We start from the raw sequence: 20,049 nt of genomic DNA on the forward strand, positions 1-20,049 counted from the left end.
GCATACCGTGCGCAATAGGTGCTACCATACGGTCAACTCCAGTGCAGTAGTAGAAATGCGTGGTTAATTAATTAAAGGAGCTGTCCCCGTCAAATTCATGACTTATGGGACAGCTCCTTTATTGTAATGTATGTGTCATCCTAATCTTGAATGAGCTACAACGCACAATGCCGCACGAAGAGAAACAACGTTAACAGGATGCTTGTGTCATTCCAAAAATACTCACAAGTCCGCGTTCTTTACTATTCTGCGCTCTCCGCAAGTGTGGCAATACGCTGAGCCGGATCATTCATGTACTCTCCACCGTGATAACAGAGAACCTTATTGAGCTTAAGGTCGGTCAGTTTCTTCAGGCTTCGCAGCGCTTCAGGCATGTCCGGTGTCGCTTGTGGTGCAGGGCCAACCAGTTCATCATCAACCACACGAAGTTCATCGGCAGCGAGCAGGAACTGTTGCTCCCCGAAATACAGGCAGATATGGCCTGGCGTATGTCCCGGTGTATGAATGACCTGTGTACCACCTTGAAGGGGTAATATGTCCCCGTCTGCCAGCGTTCTGCTAATGTTCACTTCAGGCAACTGCAAGAGCAGTTGATCTGCCAGTGCCAAAACGGGCGCGGGCAGCAGAGCACGACGTTCAGGTGTGAATTTGATCAAAGGCTTCTCACCGGTTAGATATGGAATCTCATCGGCATGTGCCCAGATTTCCAGATCAGGGATGGCATCCAGCAGAGCACCCACGTTACCGATATGATCGATGTCCTGATGAGTAATAATCACACGTTTGACGTCCGAGAGCTGTACGCCCTCTTGTTCCAATGCGGATTGAAGTTCTGCAAATTGTCCGATCATGCCTGTATCCACCAAGGTAACGCCATCTACATCACGAAGCATGACGGGGAATATGGGGCTGTTCCCGGAAGGTGTGGGAATCTGAAGATTTAGCACAGTAATCGAAGTTGTTGGATGGCTCATGGTTATTCGGACCGTAGTCCGGTACACCTCCTTATATTTTTTAGCGATGATTGTTGTTATTCAGGGCGATTATATTTCAAGTGTTTTCTATATTTTTTAACGGTATGGAGCAGTGCTTCGAACGTTTCTTCTTCATTACTGCCGTCCTTAACGATGGTGACAAATGAGAAATTATCATGTACAAGTTTGTTCCTCGTCTGAAACACCAGACTAAGGGCTTCAGCGAAGTTTTCTTTTTCGGGTTCCAGAGCAATAAACTCTTTACTCAGTTCGGACTGAATAATCTCCATATTGGAGCGTGCACGGTAGGCAGGAGTTTTCATCAGCTGGGTCGAATTAAACTTTTTCTGATATACGTCTCTATACAGTTGATGTAACATTTGTTCAATAATGGCGCATAGTTCGATGACCAGTGAAGCATATCTTCGGTTTTTGCGTTTTCGGGTGAAGTCACGTGTTTCTTCTTTGTCCAAAATACCGTATTTTTCATACAGCGTAGAATCAACGTTCTGCAAGATTTCCTGATAATCCTGTTCGAGTAGTGCGATTTCAAGTTTGGCTTGTTTTTTAACTTTTTTAAAATCTTCTTTGGTCAGCATACTTGTCCTCCCATGGAAACCGAGATGTGATCCTATCATTATCTCATATTGTCCGTCGTCGCGCCTCTAATTTCGGAACCTCAGGTTCAGAAGGGAAGTACCTCATGTCCAATCAGACAGCAATTGTAACAGGAGCTAACTCAGGTATGGGGTTGGCAACCACCATTGAACTTGCAAGGCAAGGATATCGCGTAATTATGGCATGCCGCAGTGAGAAGCGCGGACAGGAGGCTCTTCAGGAAGCTGTGCGTCAGTCCGGTTCTTCTGCGATTGAATTGATACTGTGTGACCTGGGTTCACTCGAAAGTATACGCCAGTTTGCCGGCACATTCCGCGAGCGTCATGATCACCTTGACGTTCTGGTTAATAATGCGGGGGTAGTGATGGTTAAGCGGAAGGAAACCTCAGACGGGTTCGAACAAAGTATCGGTATTAACCATCTGGGACATTTCCTGCTGACCTTACTTTTGATAGAACCTCTGAAAGCTGCGAAGCAGGGACGGGTTGTGAACGTTTCGTCAGGTGCCTACAAGGCCGGCAAAATCCACTTCGAAGATCCACATCTGCACAAAGGTTATAATCCGATCAAAAGTTATGCTCAATCCAAACTGGCGAACGTGCTGTTCACTCGTGCACTGGCTAGCAAACTGTCAGGTACGTCTGTCACAGTGAACTGTCTACACCCTGGTGCGGTGGGAACGAGTATTGGCGTAGATCGCAATACCGGATTTGGCACACGCATTATGGCGTTTGCAGGTAAACTTCCATTCTTTCTGTCCCCTGAAGAAGGGGCGCGAACGGCTGTTTATCTGGCCACAAGCCCTGAAGTCGTCGGCATCACCGGTCGTTACTTCTATCAACAGAAAGAGCAGCAGCTGAAGGCACATGCCGTTGACGATGCTTCAGCTGAGCGTTTCTGGACGTGGAGCGAAGAACAGGTGGGGCTAAGAGATGACGAGAAGTTGTAATTCAGCACAAGCTGATGAGTGACCCATGAAAAGAGTCGTTACATCTTTTATACTTTTGCTTTTACAGCTTGTTGAATCATTTCAATAACAGCTTCAATACGTTGAATGCCTTGATCTCCCTGACCGTGTGCACGGACAGAGGCGGATGAGGCATTTTTCTCATTCTCACCAAGTACGAGCGAATAAGGCACTTTTTCCATCTGGGCTTCACGGATTTTGTATCCGAGCTTCTCGCTGCGAAGATCTGTTTCTACCCGAATGCCCGCAGCCCGGAGCTCGCTCTGTACTTGGAGCGCATAGTCTGCGTAATGATCTGATACAGGCAGCAGCTTCACTTGTACAGGTGCGAGCCAGAGTGGAAATGCTCCTGCATAGTGTTCAGTCAGGATGCCGATGAAACGATCGATGGAACCGTAGATGGCACGATGGATCACGACAGGACGGTGTTTCAGACTATCTTCGCCAATGTAAGTGAGGTCGAACTTCTCCGGCATTTGAAAATCAAGCTGGATTGTTCCGCACTGCCAGCTGCGCTTCAGCGCATCAAGGATATGAAAGTCAATTTTCGGTCCATAAAAGGCACCGTCCCCTTCGTTAATGCGATACTCCACGCCCCGACGATCCAGAACATTTTGCAAAGCTCTTTCAGCTTGATCCCACAGTTCTTCCGATCCCATGGAATCTTCCGGGCGAGTGGACAATTCAATCTTATATTCGAACCCAAAGATGTCGTACATACGTCCGATCAGTGAGATCGCCTGATTGATCTCGTCTTCGATCTGCTCTGGCATGACGTAGAGATGGGCATCATCCTGGCAGAATGTCCGCACACGCATCATACCGTTCAGGGCACCTGAGAATTCATGGCGGTGAACCTGACCAAATTCCATCATGCGAATGGGTAATTCGCGATAGGAATGAAGTGTGTTTTTGAAGATCAGCATGTGTCCAGGACAGTTCATCGGTTTCAGTGCAAAAGTGGCATCGTCCACTTCCGAGAAATACATGTTGTCCTTGTAATGCTCCCAATGGCCGGATTGCTCCCACAGCCGGTTGTTCATCATGAGAGGAGTCCGAACTTCCTGATAACCTTCCTGTAATTGCAGCTCACGCGAGAATTGCTCCAGTTCAGTGCGAACAGTCATGCCTTTGGGTAGATAAAAGGGCATGCCGGGCGCTTCTTCGGAGAACATGAACAGTTCAAGCTCTTTGCCAAGTTTACGGTGATCCCGTTTCTTCGCTTCTTCGAGCATGTGCAGATGTTCATCCAGTTGGGCTTTGTTCGGGAAAGCAGTGCCGTAGATGCGTTGCAACATCTTATTATCCGAGTTCCCCCGCCAGTACGCACCAGCTACATTCAACAGCTTGAACGCTTTGATCCGACCAGTGGATGGAAGATGGGGACCGCGACACAGATCGAAGAACTCTCCTTGATCATAGATCGAAAGCTCGGCGTCCTCTGGCAAATCCTGAATGAGTTCAAGCTTGTAGGGGTCCTGGATTTCTCCGAAGATACGGAGGGCTTCTTCCCGGCTAACGACCCGCCGACTGATCTTTTCATTTTCCTGAATAATTTTGTTCATTTCCCGTTCAATGGCAGCCAAATCACTGATGGACAAGGCATGATCCAGATCAACATCGTAATAGAATCCATCTTCAATGACTGGGCCGATACCCAGTTTCACTTGTTCTGCACCGTAGATGCGTTTGAGTGCCTGTGCGAGCACATGTGCTGCGCTGTGACGATAACGATACAGACCTTCCGCACTTTCTAAAGTAACGATAACAAGTTCGCAATCTTGCTGGAGCACCCAATCGAGATCGACATTTTGACCATCTACAATACCGCCGATAGCCTGTTTCCCAAGACTTGTGCTGATAGATGAGGCAACCGCACCTACAGTGATGCCTGCTTCGTAAGAACGTATCGCGCCACCTTGCAGATGGACCTCAATGGAATGACTGGATGGTTGAAGATCATTTGCTTGGTTGTTTATTTCGTTACCTGATTTGTTGCTTACTGAGTTACTGTTTTCTTGTTTGCTCATGTGAACCACTCTCCATTTCTTAAAATGAAAGCGCAAAAAACACCCGTCCCGGAAAAGGGACGAGTGCGCTTGGCTCGTGGTTCCACCCTAATTTTGGTTATGGTGCACCCTGCTCTCGGCCAGCCGCCGGAACAGAAAACATCATAACCCTCATTGGAATCCGTTATCGGGGATCAGGCGGTGAACTCTACTGGCAGCATGCCAAACATCCGAGGGAAGTTCGAAATGCTGAGGTTCGAGGTCACGGCTGCAGAGGGGTAATTCCGGTCCGTTCGCTGAAGAAGGTTTCACCAATCCCCTCTCTCTCTGGGCAGCACGCAAACGAAATCATGTCTCTGGTCATCGCCAAATATGTTAGGTCAACTCATTCAAATTATTCTGAAATGTGTTGCATTCAATATTAATATATTGGAACAGGTGTTATTGAGTGTCGATTATATAGACTGAAAATGGAAAGGTCAAGCGGAACATTTTAATTGGTTTCGGACGGCCCATCCCATATTAAGCGAATGATCGTTCCTTCACCAGGGGTGGACTGTACCTCAATACGACCATTCATGGCTTCGATCAAACCTTTGGTTACCGCCATGCCCAGCCCTGATCCAACGTCCGATGTACCTGTATCTGTACCGCGATAGTATCGTTCAAATAACTTCCATACCATCTCGGAGTCCATGCCTCTTCCATTATCGGCAAACTGAATGCTGAATTCATCTGCTTGCTTACCTGAATGCACACTGACAACCAGGATGGACTCGGGCGGATTATGAAGAAGGGCATTGGCGGTCAGATTATCCACAATTCGTTCAAACGACGGAATATGGACAAGTCCATACACAGGCACTTCAGAAGGTTGGAATAGGATGCGACCTTCTCCATATGCCGGATTCCGTTCAGCGCGCTGGACCAGATCACGGAGCAACGTATTTACGTCAGTCTCTTCCACTGCAGGTTGATATCCACCACTGCGTAATCGATAGGTCATGGCAAGGTCGTTGACAAGCCTGTCCATATACATGGACTTATCGAGCATTATGCCTGCGAATTCCCTGACTTCCTCCGCGGTCCAGCTATACTTATCCGCCTCAAGCATATGAGCATATCCCTGAATGGAGGAGAGGGGTGTCTTCAGGTCATGTGTTATGCCAGCGATCCACTCCTCCCGCAGAGAATCGGTCTGTTTCCGAAGTTCTTCATCTTGCTTCAAAGTGTGAGACAGGGCCTGCATGGAGCGAAGCACTTCAGCATACACGTTGTATTTTCGTTTCCATTTTCCGTTACGACGCTGACTGCGAGGCACTCCAGAGGCTCCGGCAGGTTCCTCGTAATGTCCTCGCTCCAGACGTTGTAACCATTGGAGCATATGCAGCATGGGTGAGCCAAATCGGTTGGCATACCAGAAGGCAAGCAAAATGAGCAGCATGATGATAGACACGATCAATACAACCAATGCCGGTTCCAGAATAAAACTGTAGGGGTTTTGAGTTCCGGTCGTCAATGGATCACCAGGTATGCTAATCAGCCAGGTGGTTTCATTCTGTTCGTCGTACCACGTTGCAACAGACATACCTGATCGACTCGGATAGCGAATTTGCAGAACCAGTTCCTGAATGGTGTATTCGCTTGGTACGCCCATGGCTGGTTTGTTATAGGAGGAGAGTTCGCTTCCTGATGCGTCCAATACTTGAAGATAAGCATTGGCGGCACGGAGGGCCTCCTGTTGGTCGGGCTGAAGATTAAGCTTCCCGTTGGTGAAAGCAAGGTCTGAACGAATGTTATTCATTAAGGACTTGGCCGGGTTACTCTCGCCATATAACAAGGTGAAGTTCTTCCCGTTTTTCTCCCGGATCAGCATGACGATCTGATAAGGAAAAGGCTTCTGGCCTTCCCAGTATGCAATCAATTCCCCCGGTTTATAGTGAGTAGGAACATCGGCGGGTGTGTGGTATTCATCAATGGCGTAACCTTGTTCATCCAAAACTTGGAGCCAGCCTTGATATTTATCCACTTGCTTTAGCAATTCGGGGTCATATCGGATCGTATCATCCGGCATGATTTCTGCTGTACTAATCAATTGGTCCAGACCATTGGCAGCAAAATCATCTACCAGATTCACTTCATTTACCTTTTGCACGACCCAGTAAGTGGCTACAGACCCAAGCAGGATGATAAGAACGACTGCACCGGCAAGCATCCCGATAAACCGGGTCATTAACCTGCGACGAATACTCATGGGCGTGACACATGTTCCGGCTGAATCAGTTTGTACCCCAGACCCCGGACGTTAACAAGAAACACCGGATTGGAAGGATCGGCTTCAATGCGCTCCCGAATGCGGTGAATATGAACCATCACAGTATTGTCATCACTAATGGCTTCCGAGCCCCAGACCCGCTCATATAGATCTGATTTGGTGAAGATTCGATTGGGATGTTTGCAGAAAAAGAGTAACAGTTGGAACACAAGTGCCGGACAAGATACAGACTCACCTTCAACCCGAAGTTCACCAGCCCACTCCAGTACCTGGAATCGTCCAAAGTCGTACACGCCTTCCGATGTGCTGGGAGATGACGTATTTACGTTAGATGGGACATGATCCGAGATCGCTACGCTTTTAGATGGTAAATAACGCTTCAGTAATGATTTAATTCGAGCAACGACTTCCAGCGGATTAAAGGGTTTGGCGACATAATCGTCGCCACCAACGGCGAATCCGGTTAATTTGTCATAATCGGTTGTTTTGGCCGTTAGAAACAGGATGGGCGCATCGGTGACCTGCCGTAGAAAAGGACAGATTTCCAGTCCACTTTTGCCAGGAAGCATGATGTCGAGCACGATGCAATGATACGTCTTGTTGTTGCATGCTTCGATGGCAGCTTCGCCTGTTGTAACGGTATCAATATCGAGAAACTGCTCTTTGAGCAGAACGGTTTTGAGCATATGCAGAATAGCCTGTTCATCATCCACAAGCAGTAATGAGACGTTATCCATAGTTTAAAAATGACCTCCTGATCCTTCCGTTGTGTGTATTGCTAATCATACCATCCAAGAAGGCTGTATAGCGTACGAGCTATCTTAACGGAATCTTAATTATACAACCTCAAAAGGCGTTGCAAGTTTAACTACATGTAAGATGGGGTTAGACGAAGGATAAGACTCATTCTGTACACTTAACTGGAAAGTATAACGATTAGCAGAAGGGATGTTGAGAATGAACAGAGAAGGTCATCTGAAATCAGAGCAAAATACACATTCGAAATTACAAAATAAAAGAGGTTGGAAGGTGCTTGCGATTACCCTTGGAGCTTGCGTGGTATTGTCTGCTTGCGGTAACAGCAACTCCATTACTTCCGAACAGGCGGAGCAGCAGTCAGCCGAACAGGCATCCAATAATGAAGCGAGCGGGAACTCGAATCAGGAGCAGAACTCAAGTTCAGAGGTGAGCGCGGTGGTTACACCGGACAATTTCATAGATACGTTGATGAACGGTTCAAAGGATGCAATCTATAATCAATTCTCTCCCGAATTGAAGGGGACGTTAACGCTTGAACAGTTCAAAACGACGGCCGATCCTTTTTTGGAGGGTGTTGAAACATGGGAGCAAGTGGTAGACGCCAAAATGAATCAAATATCTGAGGTGGCCTGGAAGGATCAGACTGGGACGAAAGGAATTCGAGCCTATTTTTCCGAAGAAAATCAAATTGAAGGTCTCTCGATCCAACCGCTGCAAGCTCATGAGGACACGGATGCCAAATTCACCAAAACCGAATTTCAATTGCCGATGAAGGGAGAATGGTATGTATTCTGGGGAGGTAATGATGCCTTGTCAAACTATCATTATGAGCACGAAACGCAGCGTTATGCACTGGATATCGTTCGGACCAAAGAACAATCCAGTTATCAAGGTGATGCAACGGCAAACGAAAACTACTATGCTTTTGGTGAACCACTTTATGCAGCTGCCGATGGTACTGTCGTCGAGATCAAGAACGATATACGGGACAATGTGCCGGGTGTCATGAATCCGGAAGAACCGGCCGGTAACTATGTGGTGATCGACCATGGCAACAGTGAATACAGCATCACAGGACACATCAAGAAAGGCAGTGTTTCGGTCAAAAAAGGAGATAAGCTCAAGCAGGGAGACCCTATCGGTGAGCTTGGTAATTCGGGAAATTCCAGTGAAGCTCATCTGCATTTCCAGGTATCGGATGGCCCGGATCTGTTCACATCTCGCTCAATTAACATTCGTTGGGCAGACCAGAGTCAGCAGTTCACTCGTGGGAACACAATTCAGGGACTTCCAGAGTAATGCTATATATAAGTTAAAGCATTGAATTTACACTGGACTACTACGCGGTCAGAACCATCTTCCGATCGCTGTTATCCCCAGATTTTATTGATTCCCTTATATAAAGGGGCAAATCCGGGGATAAAGGCGCAGTGTATGCTTCCGAAGTAGCTTTCTTGCAGAAAGCTTTTAGCTTCGCTTCTTCTGATTGGTTCTGTCCTCTCCTCTCCTCTCCGTTGTCGTGTAAATGTTTACTTAAACATTTACAGATTTCTCTGTCAGAATGTTAGGGATGACGAAGACTTCTCTTCTCCGTTATAATATCTTCTATAATTAGAGGTTTGATCTGGAATGATGGAGGAATAGCGATGAAACTGGAAGATGTGCAGATTGAATATGCGCGCCTGGAGGACTTGCCGAGGATTGTGGAGATTTATAATTCTACTATTGAGGGCCGTATGGCAACAGCGGATTTGGAGCCAGTGACGGTGGAGCAACGTTTGCCTTGGTTCGAGGAACATACACCGGAACATCGTCCGCTTTGGGTGATGAAGCAGGCAGGGCAGGTGGTAGCTTGGGCAAGTATCAGCTCGTTCTATGGGCGCCCTGCATATAACGGAACGGTGGAAGTCAGTGTATACGTGGATCAGCAATGTCGCGGAATTGGGGCTGGTGGACGTTTGCTCGAAACGGTATTTGCGGCGTGTCCTGCACTTGGAATTACGACCATTCTTGGATTTGTCTTCGGACATAACGAACCGAGTCTGGGGTTATTGCGCAAACATGGTTTTGAACAGTGGGGATATTATCCCGAAGTGGCCGTGCTGGATGGTGTGAATAGAGATCTGGCGATTTTGGGCAAAAAAATATAAGTGTCGTTCTTATTCGTAACATAAGAACACTGAAAACCTCCAACCTAAATTAATAGGATTGGAGGTTTTTTTGTCGTTCGACTATATTTTTCGCTATGTGAAAAAGGAGGTTGTGTTTATACGCCAAGCTGCTGTTTAATCTCTTGGATCTGTCCTAGATGACGTTCCTCATGATAACTTGTAAAGTCAATCCATTGGGTTAGATCCATCTCACCAAATACGGGATGAGGAAAGGACTTGCTACGCAGCAGGTCAGGATCATGATCCAATGCAAAGTTGTTTAAAGCTTGGTGAGATTCGTCCAGATCACTGCGTACGTCTGCAAGTGCTTCAGGTGCTGCTGGAGGCTGAAGATGGGGTGGTGCCTCGACGGAGCGGCTGCGGTCCAACGATAGTTCATATGGTTTTTTGTCCACAGACACCGTCTGTTCCTTTTCGAGGGCCAGGCGGGCTTGTTTTCCAATTACATTTTCCATCAGATTCAGATGTCGTAGTACTTGCATAATACTCCATTGTTGGGGTGAAGGTTTTCGGTTCAATTGTTCTTCTTCGAGTCCCGAGACTGCTTCCTAGATTTGGTTGCGTATATTGTCATTACGAGTAAACATTGTGGAATCCTCTCCTTATATACAGGTTCTATGATGCGGGTAGTCTGTATATGTTCATTACCCCAAATGTGGATGCTTATTCTATAAGCATTGAGAATGGAAAGAGTGAATGCGAATCTAGGCAACATTATCCTTTGTTAGATGTAATTCGTGGCAAATAAAAAAAGCCGTTCTCCATGAACGGTTCATTTAAATCCATCCCAAGTCCAAAAAAAGATTGACGGGCAGACCCCGGCAAACTATAATCGGTACAAGTAACTTGATATGTAAGGAGTCCTGACATGATATGTTAGTAATCGACGAGGTGTATCACCATACAGCATTGCAAATATCATCGTCCGATTTATTGTACCTTATCGAACGGCTGAAGGTCAAAAAAGAAAATGAGATCGAAACGCTCAAGAAAAAGATCGAACAGTTCGAACAAAAGCGTCGAGCGGAAGAGGTTGCTTATCAATCGTTGTCGCCTGTACGCAAATGGTTTGCGGGACGCCCCGCATCCCATCATCAGGCGGTGGAATATATGGTTCAGGTGAAGGAACGTTTTCGCAAGATGGAACAGATTCGCAGACGCATACGTGATCTGGACCAGATTGCAGAACGAATTAAGCATCCGGACAGCATTGAGCGGGACGAGATTGAGCTTGCGCCCGATACAATCCGTGAGCTCAGACAGCTTAGTGAAACGGAGGATGTACAAGCATGACTTTGGAGACGTTAAGCACCGGGATTGATACGGTCTGGGTCGTATTGAGTGCAGCGATGATTTTATTGATGGAGGGTGGATTCGCCCTGCTCGAGGCTGGCTTTGTGCGTTATAAAAATAGTGTGAACATTATTATGAAGGTATTTGCTGACATTACGATTGGAACGTTGCTGTTCTATGCCATCGGTTTTGGACTGATGTATGGTTCGGACGTAGGCGGTTTTGCGGGAGTAACGGGATTTTTCCTGAATGGGGATTTGTCTCACCTGGACGTGCCGGTATCTCTGGAGACATTCTGGTTGTTCCAGGCGGCCTTTACCATTGCCGTTATTTCCATCGTTTCGGGAGCGGTGGCCGAGCGGATCAACTTCCGTGCTTATCTTTTGTATATCATATTGATGACGGCGATCATTTATCCGATTGGTGGACACTGGGCATGGGGCGGCGGCTGGCTTAGTCAGCTGGGGATGCAGGACTTTGCCGGTTCGGCTGTCATCCATGCGCTCGGCGGATTCTCAGCACTGGCTGCTGCGATTATCATTGGCCCGCGTAAAGGGAAGTACACGCCACTTGGCGTAAGTGCCATTGCACTCCCAAGCAATCTGCCACTGGCATCTGTAGGTGCATTTCTGTTATGGTTCGGTTGGTTTGGCTTTAATGCTGGTAGTACACTCAGCGCGACGGATGTAAGAATTGGTCACATTGCGATTGTCACGATGTTATCTGCGGCTTCGGGTGGTGCGGTTACGTTGCTGTATACGTTATTCCGCTTCAATCGTTCAGATGCACCCTCGGTCATTAACGGTTCGCTTGCTGGACTGGTCGGTATTACGGCAGGCTGTGCTTTTGTTGGTGATGTAGCAGCGATATTTATTGGGGCAGTGTCCGGCTTGTTGATGATGGCTGCCACTAACTGGCTGGACCGTCGACAGATTGATGATCCGGTTGGTGCTTTCCCGGTGCATGCCGCATCAGGAATGTGGGGCACGATTGCTGTAGGTCTGTTTGCCACGGATGGTGGATTATTTATGGGCGGCGGCTGGAGGTTGCTGGGTGTTCAGGCACTTGGCCTTACAGCCTTGGTCATCTGGGGATTCGCCATGACCTGGATCGGGCTGAAGTTGATTGGCAAAATTGTGCCTGTACGTTCGACAGAAGAAGAGGAAGATCTGGGTCTGGATATCAGCTATCATGGTGTGATGGCAGCCCATCAGGCCCATGAATTCCTGGACGGTGAGGAGCATATGCGTGCTTACCAGGAAAAGTCTTCTGATCCAAATCGTTAAATGGAATATAGGATGAAGAAGTAGACTGACAGGGGATGTCAGTCTCTTTTTTTGCTAGAAGCAGGGAAAGACGTCCGGGCGGAAGAATATACAGGTGTGAACCTGAATATGTCTCAGCATAGGTGTATTGTCAAAAGGGGAGGATCTATATGATTAAGCCAGAACAATGTGAACGTCTGACCAGAAAAGCCCGTAAAACACTTGAGGAATATGGTTTGGGAGTTGCTGCCGATCTGCTGTTGTCCTCAAGCCGCTGGGGAATTCGCCTCGATGTATCCACACTGGACGAATATCGCAGAACAGGAAACTCACGTGTGGGTGGACATCCGGATTTGCCAAGTCGCATGGAATGGCCCGTAACACAAGAAGGAGTTCCAATGACTTTCCTGGCCCAACTGAACCTGGTGGATTTGTCGCCGTATACGCCGAATGATGGGCGCGGGACTTTGCCTGAACGTGGAATGTTATACTTTTTCGTTGGCAAGGATGAATCTGCTTGTCCCATTGAACATCGTGTGATTTTTGAGCCAAGTTCTCATAACCTCATAAGGCGAGAGCCTGAAGGTGATACCGCGCTGGATGGAGCACCGTTTGTTGCACATTCGGTGACTGTGCTGCCTAATCTTGAGTTTCCTACATATGCATATATTGACGCCAACGCGCTGAATGAGCTCTCGCCTTCTCTGCTTGAGACCGATGAGGCCGAAGCGGAAGTGAGTCTGTATGACCGTTACCTTGAATTCGAGTCGAGTTGGAATCATCCAAGTACGCTGAATTGGGGTGGGATGTTTGGATATCCTGACGGGCAGCATCCGGATGCCGAGCATCGTGCCTTGTTACAGATCGCACTGGGAGAAGAGTACGATTATAATGAGCAGGAGTGTGAGAAGAAGCTGACCAAACATTACGGCGGTGATGAGGATCGGACATGGCAGGAACTATCCGATACGCTACTGCTGTTGAAGATAGATACACATGATGCTATTGGTTTCCAATGGTGGGATTGCGGGGAACTGCAATTTTTCATTCGCAAGTCTGACTTGGAGGCTGGACGATTCGAGCAAACGTATTGTTCGTTATACTCAAGTTGAGCAAAGATTTGAAAACAAATAGGCAACAAAATGTCCTGAATCCCGTCTATATGAAGGAGGAAGGACTTTTTTTGTTCGTAGATTGTTATATAAATTGAACTAAAGAATATTTACACTGCACACTCCGATGACAGAACAACCTTCCGATCGCTGTTATCCCCAGATTTTTTTGATTCCTCCTATAAAGGGGAAATCCGGGGATAGCGTATGCTTCCGATGTAGCTTTCTTGCAGAAAGCTTGTAGGCGAAGTGTATGCTTTCGAAGTAGCTTTCCTGCAGAAAGCTTGTAGCTCCGCTTCTTCAGGTCCTTTCTGTCTTCTCCGTTTTGTGTAAATGTTTTGTTCAATTTATATAGATTTGGGGTATATATTAAGGAGGGATATCTTGGTTGATAACCGATCATATGTTCTGTATAATGGGATAAAAAGGAAGTGTAACTGTTGATTCAATCTGCGTTTAAACATATTGACGTGGCTGTAACATCTTTAATCGATATATGTGATCAGCTGTCGGAAGAAGACTTGGCTTTGACTCCAATTGAAGGTAAACGACCTGTTGGAGAATTACTAGCCCATCTGTCTGTGATCTGCCGAGCGGATGTTTATATTTCCGAAGGTGCATCGGAGGAAGAGATGGCTCAATTCTATGCAGAGAATCAGGTGCATTCGCTCGGTGAGATCAAGCAGGCTCTGATTGATAACCAGATGTATCTATACCAACGGTACAGGCAGTTTAACACGGAAGAGTTATTACATGTGACGGATTCGTACTGGGGAGCTTCCTATAGTCGGCTGGAGTGGTTACTTGAGATTATGGGGCATGTATATCATCACAGAGGACAATTGTATACGATGCTGACCCTGACGGGCAAAGAACCCGAATCAGTACTTTTTAAATAGAAACGGATAGAATACATATAAGCATGTTATAGGAAATATCATGGGTTAAAGTGGGAATAGACCGACGATACTACACGCCATACGTGAAATAACGGAGGATTCGGGACGTGGAACAACACGATACATGGAATGCATCGATGGACAATACGTTGATTGACAGGTTAAAACAGATTCCTGAACTTGGTCAGGCCACGCGGATTGAACCTGTTATGAAGGGTTATTCAGCAGATACTAAATTCAAAATGTTTGTCCCTGGTCAAGGCCATGTGCTGGTGAGGGTGTATGATATTGCTGAGGAATGGATGAAGCAAAGGGAATATCAATATTTGCAGAGCATGCAACAATTAGGTGTACTGTGTCCAGCAACGTTGGGCACAGGTAGATTGGATGAGAAGAACGGATATATGATTCTTAGCTACATTGAAGGCGAAGATGCTTCTGAGAGATTGCCTCAGCTGAATGAACAGCAGCAGTGGGCGGTTGGTTTGGAAGCAGGAGCGCAGCTACAGCTGATTCACCAGTTGCCGATGGAGGAACAGATCGAATCATGGTACATACGCAAGAGCACCAAGCATCAACGTTACGTGGAGCGCTATAAACAGTGCCCTATTGTGATGAAAGAGGATCATGTTATTCTAACGTTTATTGCAGACCATCTCGGTTGGATGAAAAATCGTCCAGATGGATTTCAGCATGATGACTTTCACCCGAGCAATCTTGTCGTTAAGCAGGATAAACTCGTAGGAGTGATTGATTTTAATCGTTATGATCAAGGTGATCCCATTCATGAATTTTTGAAGCTGGGTTTGTTTGCTTCAGAGATCAGTATTCCATATTCCATAGGTCAAATTCAAGGCTATTTCGATGGCAATGAACCGGATGAGTTATTCTGGAGATTGTATTCACTGTATACGGCTATGGCGCTGGTGTCTTCTGTAGTGTGGATTCAGCAGGTGAAGCCTGAAGAGACGCTTGAGATGATGGCCAAGATCGAGCGTGTCCGTGAAGATCACGATGATTTTCGCAGTTTCATCCCTCGGTGGTATACTTTGAACAGGTAAGGAATTATGGAAGGGAAAGGAATAATGCCGTGGCACAGCCAGCAACCATTCTGCTTGTGGATGATGAGCAGGAGATTATTAAACTGATGGAAATTTATTTTGGCAACGAGGGTTATCGGATTCTCACCGCGAATGATGGGCTTGAAGCACTGGAACAATTGAAAAAAGAGTCGATCGATCTCATTATTCTGGATGTCATGATGCCAAATATGGACGGAATCGAAGCTTGTATGAAAATTCGGGAAGAGCAGAAAATGCCGATTATTATGCTGTCCGCCAAAAGTATGGATATGGATAAAATCACAGGGCTAAGCATCGGTGCCGATGATTATGTGACCAAGCCGTTTAACCCGCTTGAACTTGTCGCACGGGCGAAATCCCAGCTGCGCAGGTATCATACCTTCAATGAAGGTCGGGAGAACAAAGAGCACGAGTGGGTTATTGATGATCTGGTCATTAATACCGATACACATGAAGTTTGGGTGGACGAGCAGCCGGTTCGTCTGACTCCGCGTGAATTTGCAGTTCTTGAATTACTGGCTCGTCACCAAGGTTCAGTACTTAGTATGGAACAGATCTATCGTCAAGTATGGAAAGAAGAATTCATGGAGTCGAATAATACAGTCATGGTACATATTCGCAAGATTCGTGAGAAGATTGAACTCGACAGCAAACACCCCAAGTTTATTCAGACCGTATGGGGTGTTGGTTATAAGATGATCAAACCGCAATAAACATGTACATTCACAGGATGTCGTGTAACATGAACACATTCAGGGAGTTCCTACTATGAATTCAAAGTTGATTAATACAGTCCGATGGAAATTTATCTATGCATTTTTGCTGAGCGGCATATTAACTGCAGTTATTTTGTACGGGGGCAGTAAGGTGGGGCAGACCATCCTGGAAGCTCAGACGTATCCGAATTATTCCATTCCAGCCCAAGGGATCAGGTGGTTGGTGAATAATATCGGTTCGGTGCCTTTGATGATTGTGGTAGGCGTGCTGGGTTTTGTGCTGTTTTTTTTCCTGTTTTCTCGTAAGGTGATGCGGGTTCTGGATGAAATTACGGCAGGAATTCAGGAGGTTGCCAAAGGAGAGTTATCCCATCGCATCGAAGTGAAGACCTCGGATGAATTCGGAGTGGTTGCTGCAAGCATTAATCAGATGGCTGAACAATTGCAGTTATCTCTTCAGGAAGAGCGTAATGCGGTAGCTGCCAAAAACGATCTGATTACGGGGATATCACATGATCTGAGAACACCACTCACTTCTATTCTGGGATTTCTGGAGTACATCGAGAAGGATCGCTATCAGGATGAGATTGAGATGCGCTATTACGTTAGCATTGCCTATGAGAAATCCTTGACCCTTCGCAAGTTAATCGATGACTTGTTCGAATATACGCGTGTGAGTGGCGGAAGTCTTCCGATATCTCTGCAAGCGTTGAACCTGAATTCGTTTCTGATGCAGCTGGCTGAAGAGTTTGCTCCCATGCTGGAGGATGCTGGCATGACCTACAAGATCATCGGCGGGCAAGATCCACTATGGATACAGGCTGCTCCCGGGGAGCTTGTAAGAGCATATGAGAATCTGTTCAGCAATGCCATTCGGTATGGTTCGCAAGGTAAACGAATGGAGATTGGGCTGGGCCTTGAAGGTAAAGAGGCTGTAGTCCGCATCAGTAATTATGGTGAGCCGATTCCGGCACAAGATCTGCCACATCTATTTGATCGATTCTATCGGGTAGATAAGTCCCGTTCCCGCGATACGGGAGGTACCGGTCTCGGCCTGGCGATTGCCAAATCGATGATTGAATTACATCGAGGAAGTATCGTTGCTTACAGTGAAAATGGCAGAACGGATTTTGTTACCCGTTTCCCTGTAACCACTGCTTCACCAAGTAATTACTCAGAGGAATAATAATTAAGAATTTGGTAAGAAGTTAACCACTATCTCATTAAGAAATATTCGGTATTCTACCTCTATTACCATATTATTGTATAGAGGAGGATACCGAATATGAAGTCTCAATTTAGTACAGTAAGACTAAGATACATATACATTGGAGGAGCAAGCGCGTTACTGAGCGCAGCGCTCCTTTTTGTCGTTTATCACGTGCTACGGTTTGCCCACAATCACGTCCTTCCAGATGCAGCATGGATAACGCGTATGATGAACTGGGGAATCAACCATATCGGAACAAAGCCGCTCTTTATCTTCATTGGAGGAGCCATGTTTGCGATCTTTTTCTGGATTCGATCCCAGAAGATTGCGGAAGATCTCAGTCAACTTGCACGCGGAACAGCCGAACTTGCATTGGGCCACAATCCTGGAAGAATTGATGTTCTAAGTGGTGGTGAACTACGACAAATTGTTGCCAATCTGAATGTAATTACGTTTCTCCTGCATGAGCAACCCGGCCTTCAGCAACATAATGAAGAAGACAAGGAGAACACTCAAACTATTTCTATACAGGTTAACCTACCGATAAAACTTACTCTCTACGGTATTCAATCTTCTCTGGATGAGATTATCCAAGGGCGGTGTCAGGACGAGATGGAAGTTCAGCATTGGGTCAAGTTGGCGTATGAACAGACATTGCTGCTTCATCATGCTCTGGAGATTACACAACGAGATAGACAGGAACACGAAGTTTCAATTGAACGGGTACACAAGGAGCCTGAATGTTGAAACACGTGAGCAAGCGATGGATGTATTACGTTTTTGATGCCGCAGTGGTTGTAGTTTTGATATTGACCCTTTTCTATCTCTATCTAATTACTTATGGCGAAGGAATGCTTCGCAATCGTCCAGAGGCCATGCAGGTGGCCTCTTCAACCATTATTACGAATGCAGAGGGGACCGAAATTTCGAGGTTGCATACGCAGACCAAAGGGTATTCCGAATATGCTGAACTGAACGCTATGCCAGATTTATTAAAGATGGCTTTTTTGGCTACAGAAGATCGACGTTTCTACAACCATGATGGACTGGATTTCATCGGACTTGGCAGAGCCATTATGCAAGACATCTTACATATGAATCTGAGTCAGGGAGGAAGCTCCATTACGCAGCAACTGGCAAGAAATCTGTATTTGAATGGGGATAAAACGTTGAGTCGAAAGGTGAATGAGATATCGATTGCGATGGCCCTGGAGAAGAAGTATAGCAAGGATGAAATTCTGGAAATGTATCTGAATCAGATCTACATGGGACGCCAGCAGTATGGTGTAAAAGCGGCAGCCTGGCGGTATTTCGGAATTAAGGATATGCACCAATTGAAACTATGGCAGATTGCTACATTAGCTGGAATGCCCAAAGGTCCATCCATATACAATCCAGTAGATCATCCTGAGCTTTCCAAACAAAGACGTGCCGTTATCCTTGGACTAATGCATGAACAGGGACTAATTACACGAAAGCAGATGCTCCAAGCCCGTGATGTCGATTTCACGCCGCCTGAAACCGTATTGAATGCAACAACTTCACCGGGCTTGAGCGAGCCCGCATATGTGTCTGCCGTGGATGCTGTGATTCAGGAGGCTTCTCGGCTCACAGGTAAAAGTGAAGCAGAGATTCAATCGGCAGGTTGGGTTATTCAAACTGGGCTAGACGAACAGGCACAACTGGCGATGGAAGAAACATTTGCAGACGCTACCCGATTCCCCGATGATCGCCAAGACGAGCAGGTCCAGGCAAGTATGGTTATTATCGACCAGCACAACGGTGAAGTGAAAGCGATGATGGGTGGACGTAATCCTTTAAAAGGGGGCATCAACCGGGCGATTATGGATGCAAGGCAGCCAGGTTCATCTTTTAAACCGATTATTGCATATGGCCCTGCGTTGGAGTCGGGGAAGTTCAAGCCAGAGAGCATACTACCGGATAAACGCATGCAATATGGCAGCTATCAACCTTCCAATCTCGGTGGGCGTTACAGTGGATCAATAGCCATGTCCCAAGCCTTGCAAAAGTCCATCAATGCACCAGCCGTATGGCTGCTTCATGAGACAGGTCTGAACGATGCACATCAATTTGCGGCACGACTCGGTATTGAGCTGGGGAAAGAGGATATGAATCTGTCGATTGCTCTGGGCGGTGTGCATCAGGGAGTGTCGCCAATGAAGATGGCGCAGGCCTATACGGTGTTTGCGAATCATGGCAAATTGAATACAGCCCATCTGATACGCGAGATTACAGATTCACAAGGACGGACTATATTTGCTCATAAGTCGGAAAATAAGCAGGTAATCTCCTCCAGTACGGCGAATGCCATGACCAGAATGCTGCAAAATGTAGTCAGTCAGGGAACAGGAAGCCGGGCACAACTCGGTCAGCACAAGGTAGCAGGGAAAACGGGAACAACACAGGCTGCATTACCTGGTGTGGGAAGAGAGGTCAATCGGGATCTATGGTTTGTGGGCTATACGAGCAACTGGACTGTGGCGGTCTGGATGGGATTTGATCATACGGATGCAAAACATTATATGAAGTCAGGAAGTGGTGTTGCAGCGGAGTTGTTCGCAACAGTGATGAGACGTGCTACCCAATAGAATGCAAGAGAGAGACCTTAGTCCAGATGGTTCTTTCCTTCTCTTGGGTAACACAGAAAATAGCTTCTAATGTATAATATGTGTCTTATC

17 protein-coding genes and 1 pseudogene are annotated in these 20,049 nt (G+C 46.6%); 12 read left to right on the forward strand and 6 right to left on the reverse strand.

Annotated elements, in window-relative coordinates:
* Positions 1-242: 242 nt before the first annotated feature.
* Together MHI48_RS07600 and MHI48_RS07605 are read right to left on the reverse strand one after the other, a co-directional pair.
* Entirely contained in the window at positions 243-974 is a 732-nt protein-coding gene (locus MHI48_RS07600; RefSeq protein ID WP_051449631.1) for an MBL fold metallo-hydrolase, read from the reverse strand.
* A 56-nt stretch (positions 975-1,030) separates the two neighbouring features.
* On the reverse strand, positions 1,031-1,573 hold the full coding sequence (locus MHI48_RS07605; RefSeq protein ID WP_036669147.1) for a hypothetical protein: 543 nt from the start codon (positions 1,571-1,573) through the stop codon (positions 1,031-1,033).
* A gap of 104 nt (positions 1,574-1,677) precedes the next feature.
* Between MHI48_RS07605 and MHI48_RS07610 the strand changes: the two genes are divergently transcribed.
* Positions 1,678-2,541 carry an SDR family oxidoreductase gene (locus MHI48_RS07610; protein ID WP_036669149.1) on the forward strand — a complete coding sequence of 288 codons (864 nt, stop codon included), beginning with the start codon at positions 1,678-1,680 and terminating at the stop codon, positions 2,539-2,541.
* A 47-nt stretch (positions 2,542-2,588) separates the two neighbouring features.
* Here the strand turns inward: MHI48_RS07610 and thrS are convergent, their stop codons facing one another.
* The 3 genes from thrS to MHI48_RS07625 all read right to left on the reverse strand — a co-directional run bounded on the left by thrS (position 2,589) and on the right by MHI48_RS07625 (position 7,580).
* Entirely contained in the window at positions 2,589-4,589 is a 2,001-nt protein-coding gene (gene thrS / locus MHI48_RS07615; protein ID WP_235193758.1) for a threonine--tRNA ligase, read from the reverse strand.
* A gap of 472 nt (positions 4,590-5,061) precedes the next feature.
* Positions 5,062-6,822: a sensor histidine kinase KdpD gene (locus MHI48_RS07620; RefSeq protein ID WP_036669151.1), complete on the reverse strand. Its 1,761-nt coding sequence runs from the start codon at positions 6,820-6,822 to the stop codon at positions 5,062-5,064.
* Complete coding sequence (locus MHI48_RS07625) at positions 6,819-7,580, reverse strand: response regulator transcription factor (protein WP_047842063.1); 762 nt, start codon at positions 7,578-7,580, stop codon at positions 6,819-6,821. Before MHI48_RS07625 ends, MHI48_RS07620 begins: the two co-directional genes overlap by 4 nt.
* A 220-nt stretch (positions 7,581-7,800) precedes the next feature.
* Between MHI48_RS07625 and MHI48_RS07630 the strand changes: the two genes are divergently transcribed.
* Together MHI48_RS07630 and MHI48_RS07635 are read left to right on the forward strand one after the other, a co-directional pair.
* Positions 7,801-8,901, forward strand: coding sequence for a M23 family metallopeptidase (locus MHI48_RS07630; RefSeq protein WP_179086432.1), 1,101 nt, complete (start codon positions 7,801-7,803; stop codon positions 8,899-8,901).
* 347 nt (positions 8,902-9,248) lie between these two features.
* Complete coding sequence (locus MHI48_RS07635; protein ID WP_036669154.1) at positions 9,249-9,752, forward strand: GNAT family N-acetyltransferase; 504 nt, start codon at positions 9,249-9,251, stop codon at positions 9,750-9,752.
* Between the two features lie 116 nt (positions 9,753-9,868).
* Here the strand turns inward: MHI48_RS07635 and MHI48_RS07640 are convergent.
* Positions 9,869-10,306: pseudogene (locus MHI48_RS07640) on the reverse strand (DinB family protein); the annotation flags it as partial.
* A 340-nt stretch (positions 10,307-10,646) separates the two neighbouring features.
* Between MHI48_RS07640 and MHI48_RS07645 the strand changes: the two are divergent.
* The 9 genes from MHI48_RS07645 to MHI48_RS07685 all read left to right on the forward strand — a co-directional run bounded on the left by MHI48_RS07645 (position 10,647) and on the right by MHI48_RS07685 (position 19,959).
* On the forward strand, positions 10,647-11,066 hold the full coding sequence (locus MHI48_RS07645; RefSeq protein ID WP_036669157.1) for a hypothetical protein: 420 nt from the start codon (positions 10,647-10,649) through the stop codon (positions 11,064-11,066).
* Positions 11,063-12,352 (forward strand): ammonium transporter, encoded by a 1,290-nt coding sequence (locus tag MHI48_RS07650; RefSeq protein WP_036610695.1) that lies wholly within the window; start codon positions 11,063-11,065, stop codon positions 12,350-12,352. Before MHI48_RS07645 ends, MHI48_RS07650 begins: the two co-directional genes overlap by 4 nt.
* Before the next feature lie 149 nt (positions 12,353-12,501).
* The gene (locus tag MHI48_RS07655) at positions 12,502-13,443 is read left to right on the forward strand and encodes a DUF1963 domain-containing protein (protein ID WP_036669159.1); all 942 of its coding nucleotides are present in this window, start codon (positions 12,502-12,504) and stop codon (positions 13,441-13,443) included.
* A 440-nt stretch (positions 13,444-13,883) separates the two neighbouring features.
* Positions 13,884-14,342 (forward strand): DinB family protein, encoded by a 459-nt coding sequence (locus MHI48_RS07660; protein ID WP_051449640.1) that lies wholly within the window; start codon positions 13,884-13,886, stop codon positions 14,340-14,342.
* 107 nt (positions 14,343-14,449) lie between these two features.
* Positions 14,450-15,403: an aminoglycoside phosphotransferase family protein gene (locus MHI48_RS07665; RefSeq protein WP_143781382.1), complete on the forward strand. Its 954-nt coding sequence runs from the start codon at positions 14,450-14,452 to the stop codon at positions 15,401-15,403.
* Positions 15,404-15,432: 29 nt separating this feature from the next.
* Entirely contained in the window at positions 15,433-16,137 is a 705-nt protein-coding gene (locus MHI48_RS07670) for a response regulator transcription factor (RefSeq protein ID WP_026081203.1), read from the forward strand.
* A 55-nt stretch (positions 16,138-16,192) separates the two neighbouring features.
* Positions 16,193-17,326 (forward strand): cell wall metabolism sensor histidine kinase WalK, encoded by a 1,134-nt coding sequence (locus MHI48_RS07675; RefSeq protein WP_076327233.1) that lies wholly within the window; start codon positions 16,193-16,195, stop codon positions 17,324-17,326.
* Between the two features lie 99 nt (positions 17,327-17,425).
* Positions 17,426-18,097 (forward strand): hypothetical protein, encoded by a 672-nt coding sequence (locus tag MHI48_RS07680; protein WP_076319145.1) that lies wholly within the window; start codon positions 17,426-17,428, stop codon positions 18,095-18,097.
* A complete protein-coding gene (locus MHI48_RS07685; protein ID WP_076327232.1) occupies positions 18,091-19,959 on the forward strand; it encodes a transglycosylase domain-containing protein in 1,869 nt (622 codons plus the stop codon). Before MHI48_RS07680 ends, MHI48_RS07685 begins: the two co-directional genes overlap by 7 nt.
* Positions 19,960-20,049: the final 90 nt, after the last annotated feature.

This window comes from Paenibacillus sp. FSL H7-0942 (assembly GCF_045040715.1).
In the GTDB taxonomy this organism is placed as follows: Bacteria; Bacillota; Bacilli; order Paenibacillales; family Paenibacillaceae; genus Paenibacillus; species Paenibacillus amylolyticus.

Coding starts and splice junctions, on each gene's coding strand:
- MHI48_RS07645 (WP_036669157.1), top strand. CDS start 10,647: ATGTTAGTAATCGACGAGGTGTATCACCATACAGCATTGCAAATATCA.
- MHI48_RS07610 (WP_036669149.1), top strand. CDS start 1,678: ATGTCCAATCAGACAGCAATTGTAACAGGAGCTAACTCAGGTATGGGG.
- MHI48_RS07600 (WP_051449631.1), bottom strand. CDS start 974: ATGAGCCATCCAACAACTTCGATTACTGTGCTAAATCTTCAGATTCCC.
- MHI48_RS07620 (WP_036669151.1), bottom strand. CDS start 6,822: ATGAGTATTCGTCGCAGGTTAATGACCCGGTTTATCGGGATGCTTGCC.
- MHI48_RS07685 (WP_076327232.1), top strand. CDS start 18,091: ATGTTGAAACACGTGAGCAAGCGATGGATGTATTACGTTTTTGATGCC.
- thrS (WP_235193758.1), bottom strand. CDS start 4,589: ATGAGCAAACAAGAAAACAGTAACTCAGTAAGCAACAAATCAGGTAAC.
- MHI48_RS07635 (WP_036669154.1), top strand. CDS start 9,249: ATGAAACTGGAAGATGTGCAGATTGAATATGCGCGCCTGGAGGACTTG.
- MHI48_RS07650 (WP_036610695.1), top strand. CDS start 11,063: ATGACTTTGGAGACGTTAAGCACCGGGATTGATACGGTCTGGGTCGTA.
- MHI48_RS07625 (WP_047842063.1), bottom strand. CDS start 7,580: ATGGATAACGTCTCATTACTGCTTGTGGATGATGAACAGGCTATTCTG.
- MHI48_RS07630 (WP_179086432.1), top strand. CDS start 7,801: ATGAACAGAGAAGGTCATCTGAAATCAGAGCAAAATACACATTCGAAA.
- MHI48_RS07655 (WP_036669159.1), top strand. CDS start 12,502: ATGATTAAGCCAGAACAATGTGAACGTCTGACCAGAAAAGCCCGTAAA.
- MHI48_RS07680 (WP_076319145.1), top strand. CDS start 17,426: ATGAAGTCTCAATTTAGTACAGTAAGACTAAGATACATATACATTGGA.
- MHI48_RS07605 (WP_036669147.1), bottom strand. CDS start 1,573: ATGCTGACCAAAGAAGATTTTAAAAAAGTTAAAAAACAAGCCAAACTT.
- MHI48_RS07675 (WP_076327233.1), top strand. CDS start 16,193: ATGAATTCAAAGTTGATTAATACAGTCCGATGGAAATTTATCTATGCA.